This window comes from Streptomyces sp. NPDC002845 (assembly GCF_053591955.1).
Map to the genome: position 1 here is coordinate 102,460 of NZ_JBSFUU010000006.1, position 16,307 is coordinate 118,766.

The window sequence follows — 16,307 nt, forward strand, 5'->3', positions numbered from 1 at the left end:
TGTGATGTAAGTCCCAGATAAAACGGTCATAAAGAGCGAGCCCCGGCAAAAGAGGGGTCCTTCGTCGACACAGTGACACCGGTCGACCGCGTCGCGTGGTCGTACCCCCCCATTTCTCTGTCGAAACGTTATGAACACCGGAGCCGACCGTGTCAAAAGACACAGCCGACGCCGGTGCGTCTACGACAACTGCCGTACAGCACAGTCGACTTGATCAGTTTCCAGCTACTGACTCTGTACTACGTCGGCCTTTCCCTACCGCTCCCTACCGCAACCGTGCCATCAGCGCATGCTCGACCAGAGTGATCAGCGCGCTCTTGGCATCGGCGCGATGACGGGCGTCCGTCGTGATGATCGGGGTGTCACTGCCGATCTGGAGCGCCTCGCGGACCTCGTCCGGGTTGTACGGCTGGTGTCCGTCGAAGCCGTTCAGGGCGATGACGAACGGCAGGCCGCTGTTCTCGAAGTAGTCGACCGCCGGGAAGCAGTCGGCGAGGCGGCGGGTGTCGACCAATACCACCGCGCCGATGGCGCCGCGGACCAGGTCGTCCCACATGAACCAGAAGCGGTCCTGGCCGGGGGTGCCGAACAGGTACAGGATCAGGTCCTGGTCCAGCGTGATGCGGCCGAAGTCCATGGCCACCGTGGTGGTGGTCTTGTCCCCGGTGTGGGTGAGGTCGTCGATGCCCGCGGACGCGGACGTCATGACGGCCTCGGTGCGCAGCGGGTTGATCTCCGAGACGGCGCCGACGAACGTGGTCTTGCCCACGCCGAAGCCGCCGGCCACCACGATCTTCGCGGACGTGGTGGCCCGGCCCGGTTCAGAGCTTGCGAAGTCCACTGAGCACCCTTTCGAGCAGTGTCACATCCGGAGCACCGCCGTTGCTTTCGTCGCCACCGGGCTGGTGGATCGCGACGAGTCCGGCCTCGGCGAGGTCCGCGACGAGGATCCGTGCCACGCCGAGCGGCATGGACAGCAGGGCCGACACCTCGGCCACCGACTTCACCTCACGGCACAGATGGCAGATCCGCTGGTGCTCGGGGAGCAGCCCCATCAGATGAGCCGGGTCTGCCGTGGTGCTGATCAGTGCCTCGAGAGCCAGCTGATAACGCGGCCTGGTCCGGCCACCGGTCATCGCGTACGGCCGGACCAGCGGCTGGTCGCCCTCGTCCCCGTACGGCTCTGCGTACGGATCGTGATGGGCGGTGGGCGGGGTCATGGAGTCCTCCGGGCGGGACAGCAAGTCGGTCAGTCGTGCCGTCTGACGGGGCCGGTGGGGGGAGGGCGGCCGGACGGTTTGTGCGTTCGGTGGGGCCGGATTTCTAGTGGAGCAGGCTGCCCTGCAGTTCGGCGCGCAGGTCGGGCGTGAGTACCGCGCCCGCACGGTCGACGAGCAGGGCCATTTCGTAGCCGACGAGGCCGATGTCGCAGTCCGGGTGGGAGAGGACCGCGAGCGACGATCCATCCGAAATGGACATCAGGAAGAGGAAGCCGCGCTCCATCTCCACGACCGTCTGAGCCACGGTCCCGCCCTCGAAGATCCGGGAAGCCCCGGCCGTGAGCGAGGTCAGCCCGGACGCGACGGCGGCCAGCTGGTCCGCGCGGTCGCGCGGGAAGCCTTCCGACAACGCCAGAAGGAGGCCGTCGGCGGAGACGACGACGGTGTGGGACACCCCGGGGGTGTTGTCCACGAAGTTGGTGATCAACCAGTTGAGATTCTGTGCTGCCTGGCTCATCTGGCTCAACTAACGCTCCTGCTGGTGAGTGGGGCTCGGGAAGCTGCCGGTCTGGCCGGTACCGGCCTGGCGACCCTGAGCGATGCCCCGACGGAGATTGGTCAGCCGGCCGCGTACGTCATCGGGCGAACGCGAGACCTGCGGACCGCTTTGGTGCTGTTGCTGCTGAGCCGTACCCGGAACGAGGTTCGCCCGGGGGACCCGACGCGGCAGGCCGGAGGTGGTGACTCCGCCCGCCGACGGCTGACGGACGCGCTCGGCCTGACGGACGAGTTCGTCGTTGGGGGTGGCACGCCAGGAGGACGTCGCCGGAGCGGCCGGACGCCGGTCGGCGGCGGGCGCCTGCGACTGCTGCTGGGTGCCGTTGCTGTTGCCGTGGCCACTGCCATTGCTGTTGCCGTGGCTCTGGGGCTCACCGGGCTGGCCGCCCTGACCGTGGAACCAGTTGGTCTCCAACGTGTCGTACAGGGGGGTACGGCCGTCACCGGGACCCGCCGGCGGCAGGGCCTCGGGCTCCTGCGGACGCGCGGGCCGCTGCGGCGGCATCGGCGGACGCTGTCCGGCCGGGGGCCGGGACCCGCCGAAGTCGCCCGGACCGCCGCCGGCCCGGGGCCGCTCGAACTGGCCCGTGGACGAGGAGTCCTGGCGGCCGCCGTAGCCCTGCGCCGGGAACTGGCCGGTGCCGGCGGGGTCGTAACCCTGAGCCGGGAACTGTCCGGTGTCCTGCCCGTCGCCGCGGCCCTGAGCCGGGAACTGGCCCGTGCCGTTGGGCGGGTTGGGGGCGCCGAACACGTCCGAGCGGACGAACGAACCCGTGTTCTGCGGATCGGGACGCGCGAAGTCGTTCGAGGGGGGAGGACCCTGGCGGTCGTCGACCCGGGGGATCTCCGCGGTCGAGCCCGGGCCCTGCCGGTCGTCGATCCGCGGCATGCGCGACGTCTGCTCGGCGTCCGGCTCCTCGTGGCCGCGCGGGGCGTCCAGCGAGGCACGCGGCGGCGCCGGCGGCTGCGCGTTCTCGTCGCTCCAGCTCGGCGTGCGCTGCTGCGCGGGGCCGCCGGGCAGCTCGGCCCGCGGACCACCGCGACCGGGGAGGATCGGCCTGCGCCTGCCGGAACGTTCCTTGGGCTGCTTCGGCGGTACGGCACCGGAATCGCCCTCGGGCCGTCCGGCACCGGAGCCCGGGTCACCGAACGAACCGCCCGGCCGCAGCCCCGAGCCGCCACCGGCGAAGCCGCCCCGGCTCGCGGAGTCGTCGAAGTTCTGCGGGGCACCGGTCCCGGCGGCCTGCAGGCCCTGCGGGGCACCCGGCGCCTGACCGCCGCCGAAGCCGCCGACGCCGGCCCCGGCCGGAGGACGGCCCTGCGGCGGAGCGGGCGGACCGCCCTGCGGGCCGCGAGGTCCACCGGGGTTGCCGGGCAGCGCGGCCCGGGGACCCTGGCCGGCGCCCACCTGCCCGCGCTGCGGGCCGGTGCCGGGCCGTCCGGCGTTGCCGCCGCCGCCCGGAGTACCCCCGCCAAGGGGCTGGCCACCACCGCGGCGGGCGGCGGCCACCCCGGCCGCGGCCTGCGCGGCGGCCGGACCGCCGCCGGAGGGAGCGCCCTGGCCGGGCTTGCCCGGAACGGGCTTCTTGCCGCCCTGGGCGACGTCGACCGGAAGCATGACCAGGGCGGTCGTACCACCGGAGTCGGACGGGCGCAGCTGGATGCGGATGCCGTGCCGCTGCGACAGCCGGCCGACCACGAACAGACCCATGCGGCGCGACACCGACACGTCCACGGTGGGCGGCGAGGCGAGCCGCTCGTTGATCGCGGCGAGGTCCTCGGGGGACAGACCGATACCGGTGTCGTGGATCTCGATCAGCACCCGCCCGTCGGGCAGTGCGTGACCGGTGACCTTGACCTTGGTCTGCGGCGAGGAGAACGAGGTGGCGTTCTCCAGCAGCTCGGCGAGCAGGTGCACGAGGTCGTTGACGACGCGGCCGGCGACCTCGGTGGCCGGGACCGATGCCAGCTCGATGCGCTCGTACTGCTCCACCTCGGAGGCGGCGGCACGCAGCACGTCGACCAGCGGAACGGGGCGGGTCCACCGGCGGCCCGGCTCCTCACCCGCGAGAACCAGCAGGTTCTCACCGTTACGGCGCATACGGGTCGCGAGGTGGTCGAGCTTGAACAGCGTGGACAGCTGGTCGGGGTCGGCCTCGCGGGACTCCAGTTCGGAGATCAGCGACAGCTGGCGCTGGATCAGACCCTGGGTACGGCGCGAGAGGTTGGTGAACATCGCGTTGACGTTGCCCCGCAGCAGGGCCTGCTCGGCGGCGAGGCGGACCGCCTCGCGGTGCACGTCGTCGAAGGCCGCGGCCACCTGGCCGATCTCGTCCTTGGAGTGCAGACCGACCGACTCCACGGAGGTGTCGACGTCCTGCGGGTCGGACTCGGACAGCTGCTTGACCAGGTCGGGCAGCCGGTCCTGGGCGACCTTGGTCGCGGTGTCCTGCAGCCGGCGCAGCGAGCGGATCATGGACCGGGCCACGACGAAGGCGCCGACGAGGGAGATACCGAGGACGAGCAGGATCAGCGCACCGGAGATGATCGCCTCGCGCTCGGAGTCGCTGCGCAGCGTGCGGGCCGTCTGCTCCATCTCGCCGAGGAGCTGGCTCTCCATCCGCTTCATCAGCTCGATCTTGGTGGAGTCGTCGTCGACCCAGTCCTTGTACGAGCGCTTCTGCTGCGTCCGCAGACCGTCCTCGTCGCTGAGCACGCGGCCCGCGTAGAGGTCGGCGGCCTCGACGACCGGGCTGCCGTCGGTGATCGGCTTGAGCAGTTCCTCCGAGTTGTCCTCGCCGTAGATGCTGCGGAAGCTGCGGAGTTCCAGCTCCTCGCTGTTCAGCGCGGAGAACGCGTACTGCCGGTCGTTCTCGGACAGCGCGCCGAAGTCGTCCTTGTTGTCGGGCAGCGCCGCCGCGATGGTCGCGCGCTGTACCGAGGCGTACTCCTTGGCGGAGGAGAAGGCCGCCAGGGCGCGGGTGCGCTGGATCATGTCCGGGTTGCTGGTGGCCTCCGCCATGTCCTGGGAGAGGTTGAGCAGCTGGGTGATCAGCCGGTGGTAGGCCTCCACCGTCAGGGTGGAGTTCTCCACCTCCTGGTAGGCGTCACTCCGGATGGTGCTGAGGTTGCCCAGTTCGCCGACGAGGCCCACGAGGCTCTCCCGGACGCCGCTGAGTCCGGCGTCCGCGGTGACGTTGTCGGCCTCCTGGACGGCTTCGAGGAACTGGGACCGGGACTGGTCCGTCCTGTCGCGGACGCCCTTGACGGTGACGTCGGAGCCCTGGTCGTGCGCGAGGGGGCCGGCCGAGAGGTCGCGCTCCCGCTGGAGCGCGTCGGCGAGCTCGGTCGCCTGCTTGGTCATGTCGGTCAGCAGCCGCATGTTGTCGAGCTGCTGGATGTCGTCCACGTTGTCGCTGATGCGCAGGGCGCCGAGCGAGGTGGCGGCGACCACGGGGAGTGCGAGCAGCGAGACGAGACGGGTCGAGATGCGCCAGTTGCGCAGGGCTATTCGCGAGCCGGGGCCACCCGGGCCGCTCTTCCCGGGGCTCTTTCCGCCGCCCTTGGGCTTCGCGGGGGGAGTCGCCGGGGCCGACGCGGACGCACCCGGGCGAGCTGCGGGCGCACCCGGGCGACCGGAGCGCTCACCGCGTTCACCGCCGTCGCCGGACTGTGCCGGGCCCGGGTTCTGGGCGTGCTGGGGCGAGGAACCGCGGTCGGTCCCGCCGTGCGGCTCCGACTCCGCCGAAGCGCTGCCATCCCTCTTGAAACGTCCCTGCACTAGCGTCGCAACCTCTGGACCAGGCGCCCCTCCGCGTGAACGGCGGGACGGTGTCGGCGTCGTGGGAACGCCCTGAATGCGCACCCATTGATGGTCGTGAGTGACCGGCGCTGGATCCCCCTGTCTCGCCGCCACTCGGCGCCGCGTTGCGCCCTTGCGCGCCAGGTCGATCCTGCGGCGGTCCGTGGAATTCCAGCACAGTGCCGGATCTCCAACAAGGCCAATGGGTCACAGTGTGTCCAACGTGACACCTCGTGAGGAGGGAGTCACGACACGTGGAGATTGATCCCGTACATAACGGGCGTATGCCTACGAGTCGCAGGGGTGCGCGGGCTGTCCCAATCTCCATGATCAGGAGCGGAATGCGCGCTTCAGTGGGGCAATGTCCTTTTGGTCGGGGTGGATTAGTGGTCCGGATTGACCGAATTGCCCATGAGTGAGTGAGCAAACTCACACACCGATCATGCCGTCTTCACGGCTTCGCCCAGGAATTGAATGTTTAGCCTGAACGCTTTACGAGGGGGTTGGCTCTGCCAACCCATCTCCCCCGTACGCCCGTTGCGCCGGCCCGCCCGGCGCCCGTACCGACGAGGTCACGTACAACTGTGAAGACGACGATGATGTTCCGCAACATAGCCAACCCGCGCCGCACCACGCTGGTGCACCTCACCGACACCGGTGAACTCACGACGCCGGAGCAGGAGCACTCCGTCGACCTCCCCTCACAGACCGCCAACCCCCGGCGGACCGTCCTCATGGAGGCCCCCACCGCCTCCGTCGCCGGGTAATACGCGCGCGGACCGCCGATCACTCACACCGGAACCGGTGAATTCGATCAGACGGTCACCCGCACACACGAAGGGCGCCCTTGACCTCGCCGCAGACGTCAAGGGCGCCCTTCGTATATGGGCGCGGCCGGCGCCCTCTGCCGCGCTAGCCTGGAGCGTCAGACTCCAGCAGGCACAAGTGAGGGGCACCAGGCACCCGTGCGCATCGCCAGATTCTCCATCGATGGGAACGTCGCCTTCGGCGCGGTCGAGGGCGACAGGCCGGACGAGCTCGTCCTCGACATCATCAGGGGCATCCCCTTCACGGAATTCGAGCTCTCCGGTACGAAGGTCCCGCTGGCCAAGGTCCGGCTGCTGCCGCCCGTGCTGCCGAACAAGGTCGTGGCCTTCGGCCGCAACTACGCCGAGCACGCGCGCGAACTCGGCAACGAGGTGCCCGACGCCCCGTTCGCCTTCTTCAAGCCGTCCACCTCGGTGATCGGCCCCGGCGACGACATCCAGTACCCGCCCTTCTCCGAGGACCTGCACCACGAGGCCGAGCTGGCCGTCGTCATCGGCCGCATGTGCCGCGAGGTCCCGCGCGAGCGCGTCAAGGACGTGATCTTCGGCTACACCTGCGCCAACGACATCACCGCCCGCGACGTCCAGAAGCGCGAGAAGCAGTGGGCCCGGGCCAAGGGCTTCGACAGCTCCTGCCCGCTCGGCCCCTGGGTGGAGACGGACCTCGACCCGTCCGACCTCACGCTCCAGCTCACCGTCAACGGGCAGCAGCGGCAGCTGGGCCGGACGAGCGAGATGATCCACTCCATTGAGGACCTGATCGTCAACATCACCGAGGCCATGACGCTGCTCCCCGGCGACGTGATCCTCACGGGCACCCCGGCAGGGGTCGGCCCTCTCAACGTCGGCGACGAGGTCGCCGTCACCATCGAAGGCATCGGCACTCTCACCAACAAGGTTGTCAAGCGTGGCTAGCGCACCCGGCTCCCCCGTCCGCGTTCGTTTCTGTCCGTCGCCCACCGGTAACCCCCATGTGGGTCTGGTCCGCACGGCCCTGTTCAACTGGGCATATGCCCGCCACACCGGCGGTACGTTCGTGTTCCGTATCGAGGACACCGACGCGGCCCGCGACTCCGAGGAGTCCTACGAGCAGCTCCTGGACTCGATGCGCTGGCTGGGCTTCGACTGGGACGAGGGCCCCGCTGCGTTCGATAGCGCCTCCGGCGCGGGCGGCGGCCCGCACGCCCCGTACCGCCAGTCGCGGCGCATGGACGTCTACGTGGACATCGCCGAGAAGCTCCTGGAGTCCGGCCACGCGTACCACTGCTACTGCACCACCTCCGAGCTGGAGGAGCGCCGCGAGGCCGCCCGCGCCGCCGGCCGGCCCTCCGGCTACGACGGCAAGTGCCGCACGGTCACGCCCGAGCAGAAGGCCCGGTACGAGGCCGAGGGCCGCGAGTCGATCGTCCGCTTCCGCATGCCCGACGAGACGATCACCTTCACGGACCTGGTCCGCGGAGAGCTGACGTTCACGCCGGAGAACGTGCCGGACTACGGCATCGTCCGCGCCAACGGCGCGCCCCTGTACACGCTCGTGAACCCCGTCGACGACGCCCTGATGGAGATCACCCACGTCCTGCGCGGCGAGGACCTGCTCTCCTCCACCCCGCGCCAGATCGCCCTCTACAAGGCACTGATCGAGCTGGGCGTGGCCAAGCGGATCCCGGCCTTCGGCCACCTGCCGTACGTCATGGGCGAGGGCAACAAGAAGCTCTCCAAGCGCGACCCGCAGTCCTCCCTCAACCTCTACCGGGAGCGCGGCTTCCTGCCCGAGGGCCTGCTCAACTACCTCTCCCTCCTCGGCTGGTCGCTCTCGGCCGACCAGGACATCTTCACGATGGACGAGATGGTCGCGGCCTTCGACATCGCGGACGTGAACCCCAACCCGGCCCGCTTCGACCTCAAGAAGTGCGAAGCGATCAACGGCGACCACATCCGCCTGCTCGACGTGAAGGACTTCGCCGAGCGCTGCGCCCCCTGGCTGAAGGCCCCCTTCGCCCCGTGGGCGCCGGAGGACTTCGACGCGACCAAGTGGCAGGCCATCGCGCCGCACGCGCAGACCCGCCTGAAGGTCCTGTCCGAGATCACGGACAACGTCGACTTCCTGTTCCTCCCGGAGCCGGTCTTCGACGAGGCCAGCTGGACCAAGGCGATGAAGGAGGGCTCGGACGCGGTCCTCCGCACGGCCAGGGAGAAGCTGGAGGCGGCCGACTGGGCCGACCCCGAGTCGCTCAAGAACGCCGTCCTGGCCGCCGGCGAGACCTACGGCCTCAAGCTCGGCAAGGCCCAGGCCCCGGTCCGCGTCGCCGTCACCGGCCGCACCGTCGGCCTGCCCCTCTTCGAGTCCCTGGAGATCCTGGGCAAGGAGAAGACACTGGCCCGCATCGACGCGGCCCTGGCGAAGCTCACGGCGGCGTAACGCACACCGCGAAGGGGGCGGCGGCCACGGAGGCTGCTGCCCCTTCGGCATGCGTATGCGCGGCACCGGCCGGGGGTAGCGTCGGACCATGACGATCGCAGCCGTGGTGTGGGACGTGGACGACACCCTCTTCGACTACAGCACGGCCGACCGCGCCGGTATGCGCGCGCACTTGGCGGCCGAGGGTCTGCTCGACCGGTTCGAGAGCGTGGAGAAGGCGCTCGTGCGCTGGCGGGAGGTCACCGACCGGCAGTGGGCGAGATTCGCGGCCGGGGAGATCGACTTCGAGGGACAGCGGCGGGACCGCGTACGGGTCTTCCTCGGTGCCCAGGCGCTGACGGACGCCGAGGCGGACGACTGGTTCTACCGGTACATCGCGCACTACGAGGCCGCCTGGGCGCTCTTCCCGGACGTCCTGCCCGTCCTGGACGCCCTCGCCGCCAGCCACCGGCACGCGGTGCTGTCCAACTCCAGCCTCACCGTGCAGGACCACAAGCTGCGCGTCCTCGGCCTGCACGACCGCTTCGAGACCATCCTGTGCGCCGCCGAGCTGGGCGTCTCCAAGCCGGACGCCGAGGCCTTCCACGCGGCCTGCGACGCCCTGGAGCTGCCCCCGCACCAGGTCGCGTACGTCGGCGACCACCCGGAGATCGACGGACGGGGCGCCGCCGACGCCGGTCTGCTGTCGGTCTGGATCGACCGCGAGGGTACGTACGTCACCAGCGGCGCCGTAACCGCCGGACCGCACCGCATCGCCACACTCGCCGAACTCCCCGCGCTGCTCGGCGCGGATACCCGTTTTGGAGCGCCGTCCACCTTCGGGTAAGGTTCTTCCTGCGCCGCCGGGAAGCGGGCCGAGAGGCCAAGATCCGGAAGCGCAAGCTAGAACAAGAACCCCTCAGGGGCTTGCGTTCCAGTGGCCTATGGTGTAATTGGCAGCACGACTGATTCTGGTTCAGTTAGTCTTGGTTCGAGTCCAGGTAGGCCAGCTCGCAGAGCTCATCTGCAAAGCCCCCGTTGTGTAGCGGCCTAGCACGCTGCCCTCTCAAGGCAGTAGCGCCGGTTCGAATCCGGTCGGGGGTACTGATTCCGATCTTCTCGGGATCGCCAGGGCCCCCGTTGTGTAGCGGCCTAGCACGCCGCCCTCTCAAGGCGGTAGCGCCGGTTCGAATCCGGTCGGGGGTACGCAGCTGGTCTAAACCACATTGGTCTATGGTGTAATTGGCAGCACGACTGATTCTGGTTCAGTTAGTCTTGGTTCGAGTCCAGGTAGACCAGCTCGGATCTGCGGAAACGTAAGATCCTCGCCCCCGTTGTGTAGCGGCCTAGCACGCCGCCCTCTCAAGGCGGTAGCGCCGGTTCGAATCCGGTCGGGGGTACGTGAATCGATGGGCCCCCACTTCGGTGGGGGCCCATCGGTGTTCCCGGCGCCGGCCTACTCGATGCCGTACCGCCGCGCCGACTCCTCCTCCTGCGCCAGCCGGTGCAGCGCCCGCAGGACCGGTTCGAAGAGCACGGCCGCCGCGACCGCCGTCTCCACCCGCTCTGCCTCGGACGCGTGGGTCTCCAGGTAGTCCAGGTCCCGTACCGCCGCCTGGTGCATCAACTCCGCGTACGGCGCCATCAGTTCGGCATCCCAGGAATAGCCGAGCCGGATCAGCGTGGCCACCGCCACCACCAGCGAACGGTGCACGGGGGAGAGGGTGCCGAGTTCCCGCGAGGTCTCCCAGCCCAGGTTCTCCAGCAGCCGGTCCACCTCGCGGCGGGCGGCCACCACCGCCGGGTCCTCCTCATCGGGCTGTGGCCCCTGCGGCAGGGCCCACAGGGCGGCGCCCAGACGGACCGTACGGCCCAGGGACTCGCCGTCGACGTGGCCGAGCACCTCGCGGGCCGCCGCCACGGGGACGCGTCCCACCTGGATCAGCGCGCGCACCAGGCGCAGCCTGCGCAGATGGTCCTCGCCGTACTCGGCTGTCGTCGCGTTGACCTGGCGGCCGGGCGGCAACAGCCCTTCGCGCAGGTAGTACTTGATGGTCGCGGTCGAGACACCGCTCCGTCGGCTCAACTCCGTCAGCCGCATGTCTTGCGCCCTTCGATGGGTACCGGCACTATCCAAACATGGAAAAGCCGATACCGGCACGCCGTACCACCGCGGCCGCCGAGGGCGAGGTGGTGGTCCTGCTGATCGGCATGCGGATCAACCACTTCTGGGCCGTGCACCACTGGCTGCCGGTCTTCGCGGCGATGCTGCGCATGCTGCACGAGCTGAGGAGAAACCCCGGCCGCGGGCTGCTCTCCCGCGTTGTGCTGACGGCCTCTCCGCGGACGTACTACGTCGTCCAGTACTGGGAGTCCAAGGAACAGCTCTACGCGTACGCGGCGTCGCCCGACATGTTTCACCACAAGGCATGGGCGATCATCAACCGCAAGGAGAAGGCGGGGAAGGTGCGCGCGCACGTCGGGCTGTGGCACGAGACGTACGTCGTGCCGGAGGGGTCGTACGAGGCGATCTACGCGTACATGCCGCCCTTCGGGCTCGCGGCGGCGCACGGGGTGCTGCCGGTCGAGAAGCGGGGGCGCTCCGCTAGGGAACGGTTGGGTTATCGGGCGAGGTCGGGTATGGATGCGTGAGCGCTCCGCTGGAAGTGCCGTGATGTGCCTGCCGTCGTTCGTCTGCGGCGGCGTCGTGGCTGGTCGCGCCCCGCGGCGGAGCCGCATATGTACACAGCCTCGCGCCCCTTTGGGGCGCGCCCAACCGCTGGGGACTTCCCGCTGCGGCGCGTATCGAATAGAGCCCCGCGCCCCTGGGCTGGCTGTCCCGCTGGCGGGATAGGGCTGCCGCGGCGTTGAGGCTGCCCTGTCCCGGTGTGCGGTCGGCCGTCAGCTGGTGCGGCGCAGGGCCTCGGTGAGGCGGGCGGCGGCATCGATGACCGCCTGGGCGTGCATACGGCCCGGGTGGCGCGACAGGCGCTCGATGGGGCCGGAGACCGAGACGGCGGCCACCACGCGGTTGGAGGGGCCGCGCACCGGCGCGGACACCGACGCGACGCCCGGCTCGCGCTCGCCGATCGACTGGGCCCAGCCCCGGCGCCGTACGCCGGAGAGAGCCGTCGCCGTGAAGCGGGCGCCCTGGAGGCCGCGGTGCAGGCGCTCCGGCTCCTCCCAGGCCATGAGGATCTGGGCGGAGGAGCCCGCCTTCATCGTGAGCGTGGAGCCGACCGGGACCGTGTCCCGCAGGCCGGACAGGCGCTCCGCGGCGGCGACGCAGATGCGCATGTCGCCCTGGCGGCGGTAGAGCTGGGCGCTCTCGCCCGTGATGTCACGGAGGTGGGTCAGCACCGGTCCGGCGGTCGCGAGGAGGCGGTCCTCGCCCGCCGCCGCGGCCAGCTCGGCCAGCCGGGGGCCGAGAATGAAACGGCCCTGCATGTCCCGCGCCACCATGCGGTGGTGTTCCAGAGCCACGGCCAGCCGGTGGGCCGTGGGTCGTGCCAGTCCGGTGGCCGCGACCAGGCCCGCGAGGGTGGCCGGACCGGACTCCAGGGCGCTCAGGACAAGGGCTGCCTTGTCCAGAACGCCGACGCCGCTACTGTTGTCCATGCAACGATACTCGCGTCTCACTCTGTGAAACGCAAGTTCAATTTTCGGTGGAACGCGCCACTCTGGAAGTCACAGTGGCCCGCGGACCAACGGGCTCGGCGGCACAGGCCCGGAACAACGGGGGTACGGGCGGTGCCACCCCCAAAGATCTCTAGATGGGTCGGCGCACGGATGGGTCGGCCGGAGGGAACAGCGATGGGTAGGACACTTGCGGAGAAGGTCTGGGACGACCATGTCGTCCGGCGCGCCGAGGGCGAGCCCGACCTCCTCTTCATCGATCTGCACCTGCTGCACGAGGTGACCAGCCCGCAGGCCTTCGACGGCCTCCGCAAGAGCGGGCGGAACGTGCGCCGGCTCGACCTGACCATCGCCACCGAGGATCACAACACCCCGACCCTCGACATCGACAAGCCCATCGCCGACCCGGTCTCCCGCGCCCAGCTGGAGACCCTGCGCAAGAACTGCGCCGAGTTCGGCGTCCGGCTGCACCCGCTGGGCGACGTCGAGCAGGGCGTCGTCCACGTGGTGGGACCGCAGCTGGGCCTGACCCAGCCGGGCACCACCGTCGTGTGCGGTGACTCCCACACCTCCACCCACGGCGCCTTCGGCGCGCTGGCGTTCGGCATCGGCACCTCGCAGGTCGAGCATGTGCTGGCCACCCAGACGCTGCCGCTGGCCCGCCCGAAGACCATGGCCATCACCGTCGAGGGCGAGCTGCCCGACGGTGTCACCGCCAAGGACCTGATCCTGGCGATCATCGCCAAGATCGGTACGGGCGGCGGCCAGGGCTACATCCTGGAGTACCGCGGCCCCGCCATCGAGAAGCTCTCGATGGAGGCCCGGATGACCATCTGCAACATGTCGATCGAGGCCGGCGCCCGCGCGGGCATGATCGCCCCCGACGAGACCACCTTCGAGTACCTCAAGGGCCGCCCGCACGCCCCGCAGGGCGAGGACTGGGACGCGGCCGTCGCGTACTGGAAGACCCTGAAGACGGACGACGACGCGCAGTTCGACGCCGAGGTCGTCATCGACGGCGCCTCCCTGGCGCCGTTCGTCACCTGGGGCACCAACCCCGGCCAGGGCGCGCCGCTTTCGGCCGCCGTCCCCGATCCCGCTTCGTACGAAGACGCTTCGGAGCGCCTGGCCGCCGAAAAGGCCCTGGAGTACATGGGGTTGGCGGCCGGACAGCCGCTGCGCTCCATCAAGGTGGACACCGTCTTCGTAGGCTCGTGCACCAACGGCCGCATCGAGGACCTGCGCGCCGCCGCCGAGATCGTCAAGGACCGCAAAGTCGCCGACGGCGTACGGATGCTGGTCGTCCCGGGCTCCGCGCGCGTGGGCCTGCAGGCCGTCGACGAGGGCCTGGACCTCGTCTTCAAGGAGGCCGGCGCCGAATGGCGGCACGCGGGCTGCTCGATGTGCCTGGGTATGAACCCCGACCAGCTGGCCCCCGGTGAGCGCTCCGCGTCCACCTCCAACCGCAACTTCGAGGGCAGGCAGGGCAAGGGCGGCCGTACACACCTGGTGTCGCCGCAGGTCGCCGCCGCGACCGCGGTCCTGGGCCACCTGGCTTCGCCCGCCGACCTGTCCGACGTCGAGACCCGTACGCCCGCTGGAGTCTGATCAGTCATGGAAGCTTTCACCACGCACACCGGCCGGGCCGTCCCGCTGCGCCGCAGCAACGTCGACACGGACCAGATCATCCCTGCTCACTGGCTCAAGAAGGTGACCCGGGACGGTTTCGAGGGCGGGCTGTTCGAGGCCTGGCGCAAGGACGCGTCCTTCATCCTCAACCAGCCCGAGCGGCAGGGCGCGACCGTCCTGGTCGCCGGCCCCGACTTCGGCACCGGCTCCTCCCGCGAGCACGCCGTCTGGGCGCTGCAGAACTACGGCTTCAAGGCCGTCATCTCCTCCCGCTTCGCCGACATCTTCCGCGGCAACTCGCTCAAGAACGGCCTGCTCACGGTCGTTCTGGAGCAGAAGATCGTGGACGCGCTGTGGGAGCTGACGGACAAGGACCCCGAGGCCGAGGTGACGGTCGATCTTCAGGCCCGCGAGGTGCGCGCCGAGGGCATCACGGCCGCATTCGAGCTCGACGAGAACGCCCGTTGGCGGCTGCTGAACGGGCTGGACGACATCTCCATCACTCTGCAGAACGAGGCGGACATCTCCGCGTACGAGGCCAAGCGCCCCTTGCACAAGCCGAAGACGCTGCAGCTCTGAGCCGAGTCTGAAGAGACCGCGCTGGCGCAAGGCTGATTCCAGCCACCGCGACACGCCCTCGCACCTCCTGTACCCCCAATCGAGAACGGTTGGGGGTACAGCTGTGTCTGCCTCCAGTCCACCTTCGAAGCCTCGTGCAGAAAGGTTCAACTACCGTAGTTACAAAGGCGATTGGCTGGGTACGCGCACCATGGTGCAGTGTTGGGCAGAGGTGCTCGAAAGCCCTCTGGGAGACCGCAGTTACCCCCTGCGCAGGCGACAACTCGCCCCAGATGGCACAATCTGTGCATGGAACACGACGGCCAACTCGAGCTCTATACGGCGGTCGCGAGCCAACTCAAGGAAGCGCACGCAAAAGTGCGCTCATCGCAAGTCCCGGAGGGCGTACGGATGGCGCTGACCCGGAAGCTGCTGGTCATTACGGCCGTGGCCAAGCACGATCTCGCCGATGCGGCAAGGCGTCTGGAGGGCTTCATGGCGGACCTCGACGCGGGGCGATTCCCCGAAGAGGACCGCTGAGGAACTCCACGACAGTCCGAGTTCGTTGCGGCACAAGGGTGATTAGCCCGTTTCGTGTTTGATTTGCGGTATATATCTGCCTAACGTGCGAAAAGGCTTGAACAGTTTCGTTCTGGCAATGTCTCCGAAGGGGAAGACGTGAACAAGGCGCAGCTCGTAGAAGCGATTGCGGACAAGGTCGGCGGGCGTCAGCAGGCCGCCGACGCGGTCGATGCCGTTCTGGACGCCATCGTCCGGGCGGTCGTCGCCGGGGACCGGGTCTCGGTCACCGGTTTCGGTTCGTTCGAGAAGGTCGACCGTCCGGCCCGTTACGCGCGTAACCCGCAGACCGGGGAACGTGTTCGGGTCAAGAAGACGTCGGTGCCGCGCTTCCGCGCGGGCCAGGGTTTCAAGGACCTGGTGAGCGGCTCGAAGAAGCTCCCGCGCGGTGGCGAAGTCGCCGTCAAGAAGGCGCCCAAGGGCAGCCTGACCGGTGGCGCCGCGGCGACGGTCAAGAAGGCGGCGGCCAAGAAGACCACCGCCAAGAAGGCCGCGGCGAAGAAGGCGGCGGCGAAGAAGGCCCCCGCCAAGAAGGCCGTGGCGAAGAAGGCCCCCGCCAAGAAGACCACGGCGGCCGCCAAGAAGGCGGCGGCGAAGAAGACGACGGCCGCCGCGAAGAAGACCACCGCCAAGAAGGCCCCGGCCAAGAAGGCCCCCGCCAAGAAGTCGACGGCGCGAAAGACCACCGCCAAGAAGGCCACCGCCCGCAAGTAATCGGGGCGCAAGGGCACTCACGCGCCGGGCCGGGCTCCCAGTCGGAGCCCGGCCCGCGGCGTGTCCGCCCCGGTTTCCAAAAGGACCTTCTCGGACCTTCTCGGACCTTCTCAAGGTTCTTCACAATGGACCCTCTCGAAGGGCTCTCGCAAAGGGCCCTTCAAAGGGTCTGCAGCGTGATCAGGGTGATCCGGAGGGGCTCCCCCGCCCCGCCCCCTTCGGTCTCTGTCTCGATCTCGATCCGCACCCGCTGCCCGGGGCGCAGCAACCGCAGCCCGCCCGCGTCGAACGCCGTGGCGTCGAAGGGTACCGGGGTGCCGTCGTCGAGCAGCACCTGTCCGCTGCGGGTCTCGGGATCGTACGTGTACGCGGTCGCCTGCATGGCC

At 69.5% G+C, this 16,307-nt stretch carries 16 protein-coding genes and 5 tRNA genes; 14 read left to right on the forward strand and 7 right to left on the reverse strand.

The genetic code is table 11. From position 1 onward, the window contains the following. Window positions 1-265: 265 nt before the first annotated feature. The 4 genes from ACWD3C_RS06120 to ACWD3C_RS06135 all read right to left on the reverse strand — a co-directional run bounded on the left by ACWD3C_RS06120 (window position 266) and on the right by ACWD3C_RS06135 (window position 5,559). Entirely contained in the window at window positions 266-841 is a 576-nt protein-coding gene (locus ACWD3C_RS06120) for a GTP-binding protein (protein WP_451140589.1), read from the reverse strand. Beyond that, entirely contained in the window at window positions 822-1,220 is a 399-nt protein-coding gene (locus ACWD3C_RS06125; RefSeq protein WP_451140591.1) for a DUF742 domain-containing protein, read from the reverse strand. Before ACWD3C_RS06125 ends, ACWD3C_RS06120 begins: the two co-directional genes overlap by 20 nt. A 103-nt stretch (window positions 1,221-1,323) precedes the next feature. Further along, window positions 1,324-1,737: a roadblock/LC7 domain-containing protein gene (locus ACWD3C_RS06130; RefSeq protein ID WP_033321189.1), complete on the reverse strand. Its 414-nt coding sequence runs from the start codon at window positions 1,735-1,737 to the stop codon at window positions 1,324-1,326. 9 nt (window positions 1,738-1,746) lie between these two features. Then, window positions 1,747-5,559 (reverse strand): nitrate- and nitrite sensing domain-containing protein, encoded by a 3,813-nt coding sequence (locus ACWD3C_RS06135; RefSeq protein WP_451140593.1) that lies wholly within the window; start codon window positions 5,557-5,559, stop codon window positions 1,747-1,749. 605 nt (window positions 5,560-6,164) lie between these two features. Here ACWD3C_RS06135 and ACWD3C_RS06140 point away from each other — a divergent pair. The 9 genes from ACWD3C_RS06140 (at window position 6,165) to ACWD3C_RS06180 (ending at window position 10,205) form a co-directional block, all read left to right on the forward strand. Next, entirely contained in the window at window positions 6,165-6,347 is a 183-nt protein-coding gene (locus tag ACWD3C_RS06140; protein WP_451140595.1) for a hypothetical protein, read from the forward strand. Window positions 6,348-6,545: 198 nt separating this feature from the next. Then, window positions 6,546-7,322: a fumarylacetoacetate hydrolase family protein gene (locus ACWD3C_RS06145; RefSeq protein WP_451140597.1), complete on the forward strand. Its 777-nt coding sequence runs from the start codon at window positions 6,546-6,548 to the stop codon at window positions 7,320-7,322. Next, the gene (gene gltX / locus ACWD3C_RS06150) at window positions 7,315-8,826 is read left to right on the forward strand and encodes a glutamate--tRNA ligase (RefSeq protein WP_451140599.1); all 1,512 of its coding nucleotides are present in this window, start codon (window positions 7,315-7,317) and stop codon (window positions 8,824-8,826) included. Before ACWD3C_RS06145 ends, gltX begins: the two co-directional genes overlap by 8 nt. A gap of 88 nt (window positions 8,827-8,914) precedes the next feature. Next, the gene (locus tag ACWD3C_RS06155) at window positions 8,915-9,652 is read left to right on the forward strand and encodes an HAD family hydrolase (protein WP_451140601.1); all 738 of its coding nucleotides are present in this window, start codon (window positions 8,915-8,917) and stop codon (window positions 9,650-9,652) included. A gap of 91 nt (window positions 9,653-9,743) precedes the next feature. Beyond that, window positions 9,744-9,815 (forward strand) — tRNA-Gln (locus ACWD3C_RS06160). 21 nt (window positions 9,816-9,836) lie between these two features. Continuing rightward, window positions 9,837-9,909, forward strand: a tRNA-Glu gene (locus ACWD3C_RS06165). A 29-nt stretch (window positions 9,910-9,938) separates the two neighbouring features. After that, window positions 9,939-10,011, forward strand: a tRNA-Glu gene (locus ACWD3C_RS06170). A 21-nt stretch (window positions 10,012-10,032) separates the two neighbouring features. Beyond that, window positions 10,033-10,104 (forward strand) — tRNA-Gln (locus tag ACWD3C_RS06175). A gap of 28 nt (window positions 10,105-10,132) precedes the next feature. Next, window positions 10,133-10,205, forward strand: a tRNA-Glu gene (locus ACWD3C_RS06180). 56 nt (window positions 10,206-10,261) lie between these two features. Here ACWD3C_RS06180 and ACWD3C_RS06185 read toward each other — a convergent pair. Beyond that, window positions 10,262-10,906 carry a MerR family transcriptional regulator gene (locus ACWD3C_RS06185; protein WP_451140603.1) on the reverse strand — a complete coding sequence of 215 codons (645 nt, stop codon included), beginning with the start codon at window positions 10,904-10,906 and terminating at the stop codon, window positions 10,262-10,264. A 38-nt stretch (window positions 10,907-10,944) separates the two neighbouring features. On the opposite strand from ACWD3C_RS06185, the gene ACWD3C_RS06190 reads away from it, so the two are divergent. Beyond that, window positions 10,945-11,457 carry a DUF4188 domain-containing protein gene (locus tag ACWD3C_RS06190; protein WP_451140605.1) on the forward strand — a complete coding sequence of 171 codons (513 nt, stop codon included), beginning with the start codon at window positions 10,945-10,947 and terminating at the stop codon, window positions 11,455-11,457. Between the two features lie 249 nt (window positions 11,458-11,706). Here the strand turns inward: ACWD3C_RS06190 and ndgR are convergent, their stop codons facing one another. After that, window positions 11,707-12,423 carry an IclR family transcriptional regulator NdgR gene (gene ndgR / locus ACWD3C_RS06195; protein ID WP_451140607.1) on the reverse strand — a complete coding sequence of 239 codons (717 nt, stop codon included), beginning with the start codon at window positions 12,421-12,423 and terminating at the stop codon, window positions 11,707-11,709. Window positions 12,424-12,618: 195 nt separating this feature from the next. On the opposite strand from ndgR, the gene leuC reads away from it, so the two are divergent. From leuC to ACWD3C_RS06215, 4 genes are all read left to right on the forward strand, one after another. Continuing rightward, on the forward strand, window positions 12,619-14,049 hold the full coding sequence (gene leuC, locus ACWD3C_RS06200; RefSeq protein WP_451140609.1) for a 3-isopropylmalate dehydratase large subunit: 1,431 nt from the start codon (window positions 12,619-12,621) through the stop codon (window positions 14,047-14,049). 6 nt (window positions 14,050-14,055) lie between these two features. After that, complete coding sequence (gene leuD, locus ACWD3C_RS06205; RefSeq protein ID WP_451140611.1) at window positions 14,056-14,649, forward strand: 3-isopropylmalate dehydratase small subunit; 594 nt, start codon at window positions 14,056-14,058, stop codon at window positions 14,647-14,649. 288 nt (window positions 14,650-14,937) lie between these two features. Continuing rightward, window positions 14,938-15,168 carry an SCO5555 family protein gene (locus tag ACWD3C_RS06210; RefSeq protein ID WP_451140613.1) on the forward strand — a complete coding sequence of 77 codons (231 nt, stop codon included), beginning with the start codon at window positions 14,938-14,940 and terminating at the stop codon, window positions 15,166-15,168. Between the two features lie 138 nt (window positions 15,169-15,306). After that, on the forward strand, window positions 15,307-15,921 hold the full coding sequence (locus ACWD3C_RS06215) for an HU family DNA-binding protein (protein WP_451140615.1): 615 nt from the start codon (window positions 15,307-15,309) through the stop codon (window positions 15,919-15,921). A gap of 160 nt (window positions 15,922-16,081) precedes the next feature. Here ACWD3C_RS06215 and ACWD3C_RS06220 read toward each other — a convergent pair whose 3' ends face one another. Beyond that, entirely contained in the window at window positions 16,082-16,303 is a 222-nt protein-coding gene (locus ACWD3C_RS06220) for a hypothetical protein (protein ID WP_451140617.1), read from the reverse strand. Window positions 16,304-16,307: the final 4 nt, after the last annotated feature.

Bases quoted from the DNA above. Each gene is read 5' to 3' on its own strand.
- ACWD3C_RS06210 (WP_451140613.1), top strand. From the start codon at position 14,938: ATGGAACACGACGGCCAACTCGAGCTCTATACGGCGGTCGCGAGCCAA.
- ACWD3C_RS06130 (WP_033321189.1), bottom strand. From the start codon at position 1,737: ATGAGCCAGGCAGCACAGAATCTCAACTGGTTGATCACCAACTTCGTG.
- ACWD3C_RS06220 (WP_451140617.1), bottom strand. From the start codon at position 16,303: ATGCAGGCGACCGCGTACACGTACGATCCCGAGACCCGCAGCGGACAG.
- leuC (WP_451140609.1), top strand. From the start codon at position 12,619: ATGGGTAGGACACTTGCGGAGAAGGTCTGGGACGACCATGTCGTCCGG.
- ACWD3C_RS06155 (WP_451140601.1), top strand. From the start codon at position 8,915: ATGACGATCGCAGCCGTGGTGTGGGACGTGGACGACACCCTCTTCGAC.
- ACWD3C_RS06185 (WP_451140603.1), bottom strand. From the start codon at position 10,906: ATGCGGCTGACGGAGTTGAGCCGACGGAGCGGTGTCTCGACCGCGACC.
- ndgR (WP_451140607.1), bottom strand. From the start codon at position 12,423: ATGGACAACAGTAGCGGCGTCGGCGTTCTGGACAAGGCAGCCCTTGTC.
- ACWD3C_RS06190 (WP_451140605.1), top strand. From the start codon at position 10,945: ATGGAAAAGCCGATACCGGCACGCCGTACCACCGCGGCCGCCGAGGGC.
- leuD (WP_451140611.1), top strand. From the start codon at position 14,056: ATGGAAGCTTTCACCACGCACACCGGCCGGGCCGTCCCGCTGCGCCGC.
- ACWD3C_RS06125 (WP_451140591.1), bottom strand. From the start codon at position 1,220: ATGACCCCGCCCACCGCCCATCACGATCCGTACGCAGAGCCGTACGGG.